This window comes from Desulforamulus ruminis DSM 2154 (genome assembly GCF_000215085.1).
GTDB classification, from domain to species: Bacteria; Bacillota; Desulfotomaculia; order Desulfotomaculales; family Desulfotomaculaceae; genus Desulfotomaculum; species Desulfotomaculum ruminis.
The window spans coordinates 383,645-396,058 of record NC_015589.1 but is presented as its reverse complement, the minus strand read 5'-3'; the positions used below and the strand labels follow the sequence as shown (position 1 = coordinate 396,058).

The window sequence follows — 12,414 nt, the reverse complement described above, 5'->3', positions numbered from 1 at the left end:
GGGGAGGCTTGTTTACCTAAAACGGTCCATCCTCTGTAGCCTATGTAAAAGCACATTACACCATTAAACCCAAAAAGACTGTAGATATAATCCCCCACATTTTTACCGCCCACCTTCAATATAACCCTAATAGATAAACAGTGAGTTCAGATATTTCTACACGATCTTAAAAATTGCCTGCTTAAATCCGCAAGATAACCGATATTTTAGATTCATAAGCAAACATTGCCAGGTATTGCTTTGAAAATCTGATTCCATATTATTAGGGGAGACCAACTATATGAAGTCAAGAGAAAAATAAGAGAAGGAAGTAAAAAAGTAGTAGCGAAAAAAGGCATGCTTAAGCAAACTGTCGGGATATCCGGCAGCAAAAAGAGAAAGGAACGGTTAGGCCTGAGGGATAAAAATGGAGTTGTTTTTAAGCAGACTGAAGATCACACGAACAAGTTTTTTGCCGACATGGCTCAAAGCGACAAATTGATGCTTACCCTCGGATTTTTTCTTCGCCATATAAGACTTGAAGGTGGGGTCGCGCATGGCAATAAGTCTAGCGGCGTTTATTAAAGCCCAGCGGAGATAAGAGGAACCGCGCTTGACCATCGGAGTGGAATTGGCGGAGAACTTACCGGACTGATAAGTAGAAGGGTCCAGACCGGCAAAAGCAAGGAGCTTAGCCGGAGTGGCAAAGCGAGTAATGTCGCCGACCTCGGCCAGGATGATGGCTCCAAGGGTATAAGATATGCCCGGTACCGTGAGAATGGGGAATCAAGCGCCACCATAACCTCCCTGATACGGGCATCGATGGCAGAGATCTGAGTCTGGAGAAAACGGACGGTTTGAATCGTCTGGACCAGCTCGAAGCTGAGCGCAGGAGAGCAGGAACCGATAGAAACCTTGGCAAGCTCACGAATCTGGATCGCCTTCTCTCTGCCATACCTTCCTTGTGAGGCTTCTGCAAGGAGGCTCGTAAGGCGAGTCAAATGACATTGGGCGATGGCCTGAGCGGAGGGGAACTGGCTGAGGAGGGCAAGACAAGAATTCTGATGGATGGACCAGACGGCCGTATGAAGCCGGAAAGAGGATCGTAAGCTGCCGGTTATAGGACGTTTTCAGTTTAGAGCGTATAGAAAGCAGACGAAACCGGTGCCGGGTTAGTACTTTCAGCTCGGAGATATGATATGATGCGGGAGAATAGGGCTTGGTGTCATCGGAGAAGAGCATGGCAGCCAGGAATCTTGCATCCGACTTGTCGGTCTTGGTTTTTCTCAGAGTCTGTGCCTTACGGTATAGATTGACATGGAGGGGATTGAAGGTAGTGACTTCAAACCCCTGTCCAATGAGAAAGTTTGTGAGATTCGTGCTGAAATGGCCGGTGGATTCCAGCCCTATTTTTACGTTTAGAGATCCGGAAGCCGATTTTAAGGAAACGATGTTGCTTATCAGCGTCTCAAAACCGTTGCGGTCATTGGTAAAGGTGAAGTTTTCAAAGAGGGCGGAGCCATCGCGATTCAGGATGCAGCAGTCGTGCTTCTGAGACGCTACATCGATACCCACGTAGATCAAAGAATCATCTCCCATTGATTGATTTTGGCGCTGTGTGTCCACGCACCTCATGCTGAATGTATCCTTGTCCGATATGAAGCGTCCAATGCGCTATCCAACCGATAAACAAATGAGCATGAAGCTGTGGTTGTAGCCTCTAAGGTATAACCAGTCGGGCGTACCGCTGTAGGTGATCAAACCAATCCACAGCGCAGACAACATTTTAACCCATAATCGGGAGAAAGGTAATGGAGCCCTTTCCGGACTCCATTATATAAGGTGATCATATGCTCAAACAAATCGTTTTGGGGTTTATCAGCAGCCTACTGGCAGCTTTCGCCTGGGATAGACTTAAGAAGCTCTTTCAACCCAAAACATATTTACAGGGTACTGCCAGTTGCTTAAACTAAGCTAAAGAGTAGAGTCGGCAACGAAACAAAGAGGCAGCCCACACTGGCTGCTATCAAGTGAAAGTGCCCTTAATCCATTCATTAACTGTTTTAAGTTTTTGAAAGACTGGAAAGGACTTTGTTTAAACGCTTGAAAAAGATAATGTATGTAATAACAAAGGCAATTCCAAATCGAAGAGCCATTAAAGTAAACGGCTCAATTGTATTGAGTCCAAGTTTCATCAGCAGATAGGATGTTCCCCATGCTACAGAAATAGCAGCAATGAGTACATCCGCTTATCTTTATGTCATGATGTTCTCCACTTAGATAACTAAAATATGACAAGTGTGTCTCCGAATATCCCCATCAACAAGTTATCCGAAGAGCCCTTTATCCTGTTGGAAGTAGGAACGACAAACGAGATAATAGAAATCTTTGAGGAAAATGGTATACGACCCAATGTGCACTTTACGGCCAGGGATGATTATGCCATTATCTCAATGGTCGAAAGTGGATTGGGCATCAGCATATTGCCAGAACTGGTACTGCACGCACACCTTACAAAATCGTCAAAAAGGAATTGGATAAGCCTGCCTACCGGAAACTAGGTATCGTACTAAAAGACACCCGCCACGCTTCGCCTGCCGTTAAACGATTTTTGAACTACCTGCACCATAGAGGGGATATTACTATAAAGCAAAACTGGTAGAGATGTAAAATTCCCTTAAATTTAAGCGTCTTATTCCCAATTTGTTGGGCAAGAACTTTCTACATGTGTCAAACAACTAGAAATTAGTGATTTTACTAATGTTAACTTTCTTTGCTATAATCTAGAATAAAAATATAAGAGGTGTACGTTGTGAAGTTATTTCATTTTACCAATGCAAAAATAAATAAACTCATTCCTAAGATGGAAGAATACAGCTATCTTCCCAAGGAACTAAGTATTATAAATGATCCTGTTATATGGTTAAGCAACTTGCCTAAAATCCCATCAGACCAAATAATGAAGTATCGTTATACAGTTGATGTTTCCGATAACGATCCCGACCTGCATTTTGATAAAGGGCAACAGATTGCAGCACAGATTTTTCAACTCATTTCCGATAATGAAGTTCCCATATAGTATTACTTAACCCGGGAAATAAATATATCGGAGATTTATGAATGGAACGGAGCTGAATATGTTAAAGTTACTGATGATAAGTAAGATATTTGGCGGCTCTAAGCAGAATATTTTCGGGAGGTAGAAAAATGGATGCCCTTCTTACCCGTAGAAGTATTAGAAAATATACTGGGGAACAGATCTCTGAGTCCATCGTCAAGGATCTGTTGGTTGCTGCAATGAGTGCTCCTTCTGCACAGAATCAACAACCTTGGCAATTTATAGTCATTAATAAACCTGAGCTACTCAGGGAACTACCGAATTGCTCTCCCTATGCACAAATGACTGCAAATGCACCGCTAGTTATTGTTGTATGTGGTGATACACAATTAGAAAAATCTAAGGGGTTCTGGGTTCAGGATTGTTCTGCTGCTACAGAGAATATCCTGATAGCAGCCAATTACTTAGGATTAGGTGCAGTTTGGGTAGGCTTATATCCCCGAGAGGAAAGAGTAAATGCAGTACGTAATTTACTAGGCCTGCCGGATCACGTCATACCATTGGCATTAATTCCCATAGGCTATCCTGCAGAAACAAAGGAACCGGCAAATCGTTATGATGCATCTAAAGTACATTACAATGCGTGGCAAGTTTTGAACGATCACTTGATAAAAGGGGCACAGGGCCAGACTTGACTTTGCTTTTTGCTAATTCCTCCCATCTTCCGACAACCTTTCATTATTCTTGCCGGGTCGACTGGCAGTCTCTGCGCTAGCGAACACTCCCTGGTTGTTGAGTTTTGAAAAGCATTATGATATAGTATTTTACAATTACAATGATTGGAGTTGAAAAGATGATTAATCTTTCTTGCTAATTTCCAAAGCATATTTAAATTATGGAAGCGGGAGAAACTACCGCTTGTTTTAATTATGCTTATGCAAGAAAGTTATTAATTCTTTTCGCTCAAATAATGTAACCTCGTCATACCCGATATGGGTCTGGCTTTGCTGTATTTATGAGCTGCAAGAATTAACTTTCTTGCAGCTCATTTGTTTTATATACAGGAGGATAAATCTATGTCTTTAATCAGCGTTAAAAACCTGACCTTTAGCTATGACGGTAGCTACGATAACGTATTTGAGAACGTAAGTTTCCAAATAGATACCGATTGGAAATTGGGATTTACGGGGAGAAATGGTAGAGGCAAGACGACTTTTCTTAATTTATTGCTTGGTAAATATGAATACAGCGGTACTATTGCTGCAAATGTCAACTTTGAATATTTCCCTTTCAATGTCCAAAACAAGGAATATAATACTCTGGATATAATCAGTGACATTTTCCCGCATTATCTTCACTGGGAATTAATGCGCGAACTTTCATTTCTAGAGGTTTCTGAAGATGTCTTATACCGGCCCTTTGATTCATTATCTTACGGGGAGCAAACGAAAGTACTGCTTGCTACCTTGTTTCTTAAGGAAAATAGTTTTTTATTAATTGATGAGCCCACCAATCACCTTGATATGAAGGCAAGAAAACTTGTCAGTAACTATCTCAATACCAAGCGTGGTTTTATTCTGGTATCTCATGACAGGTCATTTCTTGATAACTGCGTTGACCATCTTCTTTCAATCAATAAAACCAATATAGAAATCCAAAAAGGAAATTTTTCTGATTGGTGGGAAAATAAAAAAAGGCAGGATGCCTTTGAACTGGCAGAAAACGAAAAGCTCATCAAAGACATTAAACGCTTATCCAATTCTGCCAAACGAACCAGCGGATGGTCGCACGAAGTGGAAAAAACAAAATATGGAACAAGGAATTCCGGTTCCAAGCCGGATAAGGGCTATGTTGGCCACAAGGCTGCCAAGATGATGAAACGCTCTAAATCAATTGAAAAAAGACAGCAATCCGCTGTTGATGAAAAGTCCAAACTCCTGAAAAACCTTGAACGCTCTGATAGCTTGAAGATCTCTCAGCTTGATTATCACCGTACCCGTCTTGCCGAACTTGAAAATGTTGCAATTTTTTACGGTGAAAAGATGGTTTGCAAGGATATAAGCTTTACCATTGATCAAGGTGACCGGATTGCCCTTTTAGGCAAAAACGGTTCCGGAAAATCAAGTATCATCAAACTCATCTGTGGTGAGGATATAGACTACACGGGCGCCTTCAGAAAAGGAAGTCAGCTTAAAATATCTTACGTCTCACAGGATACATCGCATCTTCAGGGCAATTTAACCGACTACGCCGCCCATAACGGGATTGATGAAAGCTTATTTAAGTCCATTTTAAGAAAGCTTGATTTTTCCAGAGTTCAATTTGAAAAGGATATGGCAGCTTTTAGCGGCGGTCAAAAGAAGAAGGTGCTGATTGCTAAAAGTCTTTGTGAGAAAGCCCATCTGCATATTTGGGATGAACCGCTGAATTTTATTGATGTCATTTCTCGCATGCAAATTGAAGAGCTACTGCTTGAATACTCACCAACCATTCTTTTTGTGGAGCATGACAGTGAATTTTGCAAAAATATTGCAACAAAGATTATTGAACTCTAAGGTTGTTTGGTGATTGATAATTAACCACTATACCTATCTAAATTAGCTATTTTAAGCAGCGGCAACCTTGAAAATGAAAATCCACCTGTTTCTAGAAACAGGTGGATTTTCCATTGTTTCGTACCACGGGTTCCCTAAAGCCATTTCACCGCATGGCTATTCTAATAATACAAAGCTTATGTTTTAACAACGCATAGTTCACCTTTTATTGGTGAAATAGTCATAAATTTGAAGCAGGCCATCACGGATTTTCTTCTTATCCGTTCTGGAAACGCTTATTTTTAATAGGTTAATTTCCCTGTCTTTTTCTATGAAATTCTCACGGGTATCCTTGATAATAACCCCGCTTTTGGCCAGCGTAGGGATAATGTGGCTAAAATCAATGCTTTTTTGTGACTCCATCGATAAAAAGAATCCTGTGGGGGGAACATTCACTCTTAATATCTCGGGGTCAAATTCACTGCAGATATGTTTAAGGTATTTCATACGTTCCTTATAGGTTCTTTGCAATAATAATTTCGACCTTTCAAATATGCCATTTTTAATATATATGTCTAATGCTCCCTGGGGAAGGATTGACGTGTAAATATCGGACCATTGCTTAAATTGTAAAAATGAGGATACTAATTCCGCGGGTAAAACAACTGCGGCAATTCTTAAACCGGGCAGAAGAATCTTTGAAAATGTTTTTAAAAAAATGACTCTGTCGGTGTCGTCAAGTGAGAATATCGGAACGTTTTTTTTGTTTGTATCTAAATCAACAAGATAGTCGTCTTCAACAATATAAACTTCATATTTTTGAGCTAATTTAAGAATGGACTTTTTCTCGCTGTTGGAGTAACTGTTTCCAAGCGGATTGTGGAATCTGGGTATTGTATAAAAAAATTTAATCGGCTCTTCTTTAAAAAGCTGTTCTAATCTGTTTAGATCAATTCCGTTAAAAGTTTTCTCTATACCGATCGTTCTTATTTTATTCATTTCAAGATTTTTGATTATTGGTTCATAGGTCGGATTTTCAATTAAAACAGTATTTTTACCATTTGGAAAATCTAATTTTGCCAAAATATCTAATGCTTGTTGTGAGCCGGCAGTAATGACTACGGCGGAGGGCTTACAAAATACTTGATAATCCTGTAATTGCTTGGTAAGCGTTTGTATTAGGGAAGGTAATCCCTGGGCATTTCCATAAGATGACAGGTCTTTCTTATACACTTTCATTGCCTGGTCCTGGCAATGTTGAAACTCTTTATAGGGGATTAAGTCTATATCAGGTAATACTGTAGAAAAATCAATGATATTCCCTGGATCCTTTTGTTGATTGCCTTCTTTGGACACTAGATAATATCCGCTCTTGGGAACAGAATAGATAATATGCTCTTGTTCCAGTTCTTTTAACGCCCTTACAACAGTCAGTGTGCTGCATTGAAGCTTTCCGGCCAATTCCCTTACAGAAGGGAGCTTTTGGCCGGTTTTTAATTTTTCACGCCCAACAAGATCTTTGATGTATTGTTCAATAATCGTGTATTTATTCAATGTTATCACCCGGTTCTGTATTAACACACATGAACTTTTTTCGTGTTGAGATGAATCCTACGGTTCAATTATACTTTAACTGTAATTGAAAGTGTGCTCTATATTACTAAAACCTTGAACAATCTTTTTAATAAGGAGAAAGTTACGTGAAATTGCCGTTGTCGGAAAGGCTGGCAACGCGCGTAATTAGTGAAAGCGAACTTACCTCTGTTAAACAGATTTAATTTTTTCCTAATCAGCTAGATTTATGTGCTAATAAAAGAAAAGCTTTAACCGGCTTTGCCAATAATTCAGGATAGATTTTTAACTATCCTTTTTATAAAAAAATGGAGGTGTAGTTAATGACGGAGACAAAGAAGACTCCACTCTTGGACGAACTTGAGAAAGGCCCTTGGCCCAGTTTTGTAAAAGAGATGAAGAGAGCGGCTGCCAACAGCCCTTCCGCCCAAGACCTGCTAGGCCAGTTAGAGCTATCCTATGAAGAGAAAAAAGCTCACTGGAAACACGGTGGTCTGGTAGGTGTTATGGGTTACGGCGGCGGCGTAATCGGCCGTTACTCCGACGTACCGGAACAATTCCCAAACATTGAACAGTTCCACACCCTGCGTATAAACCATCCTTCCGGTTGGTACTACAACACCAAAGCGCTACGTCAAGTATGTGATGTATGGGAAAAGTATGGTTCCGGCCTTACAAATCTGCACGGCGCCACGGGTGACATGGTTCTGCTGGGTACCAAAACAGAACACATTCAAACCATCTTTGATGAAGTTTCTAACTTTGAAGAACATCCCATGGACTTAGGTGGTTCAGGTTCCAACCTGCGGACTCCCAGTTGTTGTGCCGGACCTGCACGGTGTGAATTTGCGTTAATTGATGCTACGGATATGTGCCATTCCTTTACCAATGAGTTTCAGGACTATCTGCATCGCCCCATGTGGCCTTATAAATCAAAAATTAAGATTTCTGGTTGTCCCAACGACTGCGTAGCTTCTATAGCCCGTTCCGATTTCTCTGTTCAAGGTACTTGGAGGGACGATATCAAGATCAAACAAGAGGCTGTTCGTGAATATGTTGCTGCCGGCTTTGATATTAATGGAATGGTAATTTCCAAGTGCCCCACCAAGTGCATGTCTTGGGATGGCAACGAACTGACCATTGACAACGCTAACTGCACCCGTTGCATGCACTGCATCAACAAAATGTGCAAGGCATTGCGTCCTGGAGATGATCGTGGCGCAACCATCTTAGTAGGTGGTAAAGCTCCCATTCTTCAAGGGGCTATGATGGGTTGGGTAGTCGTACCCTTTATGAAAGTTGAGCCGCCCTATGATGAAATTAAAGAATTTTTTGAAGCCTGCTGGGCATGGTGGGATGAAAACGGCAAGACCCGCGAGCGCATTGGTGAGCTAATCCTGCGTCTGGGTATGCGTAATTTTCTGCGGGGTATTGGTAGAGAGCCTATTCCACAAATGGTATCTGCTCCACGTGCTAATCCCTTCTTTTTCTGGTGGCCTGAAGAAACTGTTCAGGACTAATTTAAATAATGAAATTGGGAGAGGTGAACTGTTTTGGCACAAGCAAGAACCGACATCGGACCACCGCTGTATAAAGAGATGTTGCCACCCATTATCAAAGAAAACTATGGTAAATGGCAGTATCATGAAATTGTTAAGCCCGGCGTTTTAGTACACGTATCTGAAACCGGAGCCAAGCTGTACACTGTACGTGCTGGTTCTCCGCGTCTTCTTAGTATCCACTTCATCCGTGAAATCTGTGAATTAGCTGACAAATATTGCGATGGTTTCTTGAGATTCACCAGCCGTCATAATATTGAATTCCTTCTAAGTGATGAAACCAAAATTGATCCCCTCATTACGGACCTGCAAGAAAGGGGAATCCCTGTTGGTGGTACCGGTAACTCCATTACCAACATCGTACACACCCAAGGTTGGGTACACTGCCATACTCCTGCTACAGATGCTTCCGGTATTGTTAAAGCAGTTATGGATGAGCTGTTTGAGCACTTCACCACCATGAAGCTGCCTGCTAAGATGAGAATTGCTCTGGCTTGCTGTTTGAACATGTGTGGTGCTGTACATTGCTCCGACATAGCCATCCTGGGTATCCACAGAACGGTACCCAAGATTGACCATGAAAACATCAGTAAGCTGTGTGAAATTCCTACTTTGACTGCTAGCTGCCCCACCGCAGCTATTCGTCCCAACCCCAAATTGAAATCAGTGGATATTAAGTCTGAGCGTTGTATGTACTGTGGTAACTGCTACACCATGTGCCCTTCTGTACAGATTATCGACGCTAAGAATGACGCTGTTTCCATCTGGGTGGGTGGAAAAATTTCTAATAGTCGTATTGGTCCCAGATTCTCCCGTTTGGCTATTCCTTTCCTACCCAACAATCCCCCACGTTGGCCGGAAGTGGTTGACGCAGTTAAACATCTGGTTGAAGTATGGGCAGCAAATGCTCAACCTGGTGAGCGTATGGCTGAGTGGATCGACCGCATCAGTTGGGAGAAGTTCTTTGAAATTACTGGTCTGCAATTTACCGACAAGCATATTGATGACTTTACGCTGGCCCAAACTACTTTTAGAAGCACCACTCAGTTCAAGTGGTAAGTCATTCGCCCTTAACACTAAGTAAAATATTTTATAAGCCGTCGTCGTAAGGCGGCGGCATTTCAACATTTACCACCCCATAAGGATGGTAGGAAACGGTGGTGTAAATAATGGAAGAAATAAAAGAAAAAATTTTGGATTATCTCACAGCAGTAAGTAAAGAAAAACCTCGTGTAGTTGCAGAAAAAATAGGTGTTAAAAAGAAAGAAGTAGATAAGGCTGTAGCAGAATTGGCTAAAGAGGGTAAAATTGAGTACCTTTACATTGGTACCTCCTATATAACCCTGGCTGGTAAAGATCATACACCCGGAGTTCTGAAAGAGGACTGATATTAACATTATTGTTAAACCCCAAAAGAGCGGACTGTGTCCGCTCTTAATAATGTACAGCCATGCCAGATTTCCTCAATACATCTTCTTTATACAGAAATCGTTACCGTTGATTTAGTCAAAAGAGAACTTTCTTCAATAATCAATAAGGTTGGTGAAGTTATGAAGATTGATATTGCATACTTGCCCGGAGATATTAAACAGGGGAATCTCTCTAATACAGTCTGTATAGTATTGGATATATTTCGGGCAACAACAACTATCGTTACATCGATTTCAAATGGGTGTAGAACTATAATCCCCGTTTTATCGACGGAGGAAGCCCGCGATCTTGCTGATCGAATAGGACCTGCCCTGTTTGCAGGCGAACGACAGTCAATAAAAATTGACGGTTTTGATTTTGGAAATTCTCCCTTTGAATTTTCACGGGAAAAAGTAAAAGATCAAACGATTATTATGACAACTACCAATGGAACTACTGCCATTAAGGCTACCGAAGGCGCAAAGTGTACGTTAATTGGTTCATTTCTAAACGCAAATGCTGTTTGCCAAAAAGCCCTAAAACATGGGAAAAACATCTTAATTGTATGTGCTGGAACAGACGGTCTTCTTTCTTTAGAAGACACGCTGTGTGCTGGATTTCTAGTGGACATATTATCTGAACAGCCGGATGAAGTCATACACCTCTCTGATTCAGCCCGTGGTGCTCTATTAATGTATACGGCAGTGAAGGATCGACTTTTGCAAACTGTAATTAAAAGCCGAAACGGTGAACGGTTATATAACCTTAATAGATTAGATGATATTTCTTATTGTCTTCAATCCAATAAGTTAAAGATTGTACCGGAGTATGTAAAGGGAAGAATAAAGTTAAGTTGATATGACCATAATCTATTTTAATTTCTCAGGAGATAATTAAAAAGTCAGCCAATTAACATGACTGACTTTGTAGCTGCTTAGCAGTAGAATGGTAGCTTTTTGAGCAGTGCAACTTTGGTGCTACAGTGAATTCAACGGCTGTATTTTGACAGTATTACAAATCTGAAAGTAGTTCCTTAGCGCAGGCGATGTAATAGTGACGGCCATTAGCGCTTGTTTCAAGGCGCCCTAGGCTAAGAAGTCCTTGGGCTTTGTAATGTTTCGCTTCTTTATTGAAACAATCCGCTGCAATAAGTACATCTGCAAGCTCAACAGCCCATTGAGCTTCTTTATTGTCCAAGGCTTGGCCGATAGCAGAAAGGACGGACTCTGCGCCACCCATAAGAGCAATGGTTTTTTCTGCACGGGTCCGTTTTGGTAAAGGATTGAGATTGGTCGGGTTGCCATCAAACCAGCCAACATAACCGGCATATATGCCGCGAACAGACCAGGCAACCGTACCGTAAAATTCACCCAGATAAGGAAGATTGGCCCATTTTTCAGGCAATTTAACAGCCTCTGCCGCCTCATCCATGGTCATGCCCTGATTCATAGCTTTAAGGGTTTCTGTAAGTATGTAATCAATAGCATCCCGGAAATTAGTTAAGGTTTCTATAACAGCAGTTTCTCCAATGATGGGGCGGGTATGGCCTGGGAGGAGATATTCAGCCTTATAAGCGATTAGCTTATCCAAGGTCTCTATCCAGGTATTTATATCCCGGTACTGACTGCCTCGGATAGCATATAGATTGGGCCAGCAACCGTAATAATTATCACCACAGAAGAGTACCTTGTGTGCCGGCGACCAGATCAAAAGTTGATCATCAGTTTCACCTGGAGCAGCAGCCAGTTCTAGAGTAATACCATCAATATTCCGTATAATTTTTTCCTCACTATAAACAGCAGTTGGGGGTACAAAAGCCCTGTTGCCTTCGCCCTGAACCATGCCTTCACGAATGCCGATGCCTTGACAAATGGCTTCCTCATCGCTGAGCTCATAGCCATGTTGCATGATACCGCGCTTATCGAGCACGTCCTTCAGGGCATCCATTCGCCCGAGGACTGGTTTGCAAGGAGCAAAGGCAATAATTTCTGGATCACTGTCCATAAAAACTCCTGCCCCACCACGGTGATCCGGATGGCTGTGGGTGTAGATGATGGTTTTAACCGGCTTGTTGGTATGCTCGGCGATAATGGCCTTGACGGCTGCTGCACGATAGTCGGTATCAAGGGTATCAATCAGCACGACCGACGTTTCTCCAATGATAAAGCTGGCATTGGTGTGGCCATAACCCATAACATGATATATGACGCCGGGAATGATTTCTGTCACTCGACGTGGGTATGCTGAAAATGAAAAGTCTTTTAATAATTGTTCTCCATCTGGTCGTAACATTGGCGGCACC

13 protein-coding genes are annotated in these 12,414 nt (G+C 41.8%); 8 read left to right on the top strand and 5 right to left on the bottom strand.

The genetic code is table 11. The annotated features are described in order from the left end of the window. Positions 1-387 precede the first annotated feature (387 nt). From DESRU_RS21600 to DESRU_RS21695, 3 genes are all read right to left on the bottom strand, one after another. Positions 388-759 (bottom strand): transposase, encoded by a 372-nt coding sequence (locus tag DESRU_RS21600; protein ID WP_337998890.1) that lies wholly within the window; start codon positions 757-759, stop codon positions 388-390. Between the two features lie 144 nt (positions 760-903). Continuing rightward, positions 904-1,578, bottom strand: a complete 675-nt coding sequence (locus tag DESRU_RS21595; protein ID WP_337998883.1) for an IS110 family transposase — start codon at positions 1,576-1,578, stop codon at positions 904-906. Between the two features lie 464 nt (positions 1,579-2,042). Next, positions 2,043-2,216 carry an EamA family transporter gene (locus DESRU_RS21695; RefSeq protein WP_081461967.1) on the bottom strand — a complete coding sequence of 58 codons (174 nt, stop codon included), beginning with the start codon at positions 2,214-2,216 and terminating at the stop codon, positions 2,043-2,045. A gap of 54 nt (positions 2,217-2,270) precedes the next feature. On the opposite strand from DESRU_RS21695, the gene DESRU_RS20165 reads away from it, so the two are divergent. The 4 genes from DESRU_RS20165 to DESRU_RS02005 all read left to right on the top strand — a co-directional run bounded on the left by DESRU_RS20165 (position 2,271) and on the right by DESRU_RS02005 (position 5,592). Continuing rightward, the gene (locus DESRU_RS20165) at positions 2,271-2,540 is read left to right on the top strand and encodes a LysR family transcriptional regulator substrate-binding protein (protein ID WP_238446342.1); all 270 of its coding nucleotides are present in this window, start codon (positions 2,271-2,273) and stop codon (positions 2,538-2,540) included. A 251-nt stretch (positions 2,541-2,791) separates the two neighbouring features. Next, positions 2,792-3,058 carry a hypothetical protein gene (locus DESRU_RS02015; RefSeq protein ID WP_013840460.1) on the top strand — a complete coding sequence of 89 codons (267 nt, stop codon included), beginning with the start codon at positions 2,792-2,794 and terminating at the stop codon, positions 3,056-3,058. A 128-nt stretch (positions 3,059-3,186) separates the two neighbouring features. Beyond that, complete coding sequence (locus DESRU_RS02010; RefSeq protein WP_013840459.1) at positions 3,187-3,732, top strand: nitroreductase family protein; 546 nt, start codon at positions 3,187-3,189, stop codon at positions 3,730-3,732. Between the two features lie 381 nt (positions 3,733-4,113). Next, complete coding sequence (locus DESRU_RS02005) at positions 4,114-5,592, top strand: Lsa family ABC-F type ribosomal protection protein (RefSeq protein ID WP_013840458.1); 1,479 nt, start codon at positions 4,114-4,116, stop codon at positions 5,590-5,592. Between the two features lie 198 nt (positions 5,593-5,790). Here the strand turns inward: DESRU_RS02005 and DESRU_RS02000 are convergent, their stop codons facing one another. After that, complete coding sequence (locus tag DESRU_RS02000) at positions 5,791-7,134, bottom strand: aminotransferase-like domain-containing protein (RefSeq protein ID WP_420794897.1); 1,344 nt, start codon at positions 7,132-7,134, stop codon at positions 5,791-5,793. A gap of 332 nt (positions 7,135-7,466) precedes the next feature. Between DESRU_RS02000 and dsrA the strand changes: the two genes are divergently transcribed. The 4 genes from dsrA (at position 7,467) to DESRU_RS01980 (ending at position 10,969) form a co-directional block, all read left to right on the top strand. Continuing rightward, positions 7,467-8,663 carry a dissimilatory-type sulfite reductase subunit alpha gene (gene dsrA / locus DESRU_RS01995; protein ID WP_013840456.1) on the top strand — a complete coding sequence of 399 codons (1,197 nt, stop codon included), beginning with the start codon at positions 7,467-7,469 and terminating at the stop codon, positions 8,661-8,663. Between the two features lie 33 nt (positions 8,664-8,696). Beyond that, the gene (gene dsrB / locus DESRU_RS01990; RefSeq protein WP_013840455.1) at positions 8,697-9,761 is read left to right on the top strand and encodes a dissimilatory-type sulfite reductase subunit beta; all 1,065 of its coding nucleotides are present in this window, start codon (positions 8,697-8,699) and stop codon (positions 9,759-9,761) included. A 110-nt stretch (positions 9,762-9,871) separates the two neighbouring features. Continuing rightward, a complete protein-coding gene (locus tag DESRU_RS01985; RefSeq protein ID WP_013840454.1) occupies positions 9,872-10,090 on the top strand; it encodes a hypothetical protein in 219 nt (72 codons plus the stop codon). Positions 10,091-10,252: 162 nt separating this feature from the next. Further along, positions 10,253-10,969, top strand: coding sequence for a 2-phosphosulfolactate phosphatase (locus DESRU_RS01980; protein WP_013840453.1), 717 nt, complete (start codon positions 10,253-10,255; stop codon positions 10,967-10,969). Between the two features lie 154 nt (positions 10,970-11,123). Here the strand turns inward: DESRU_RS01980 and DESRU_RS01975 are convergent, their stop codons facing one another. After that, positions 11,124-12,404, bottom strand: coding sequence for an alkyl/aryl-sulfatase (locus DESRU_RS01975; RefSeq protein ID WP_013840452.1), 1,281 nt, complete (start codon positions 12,402-12,404; stop codon positions 11,124-11,126). Between the last annotated feature and the right edge of the window lie 10 nt (positions 12,405-12,414).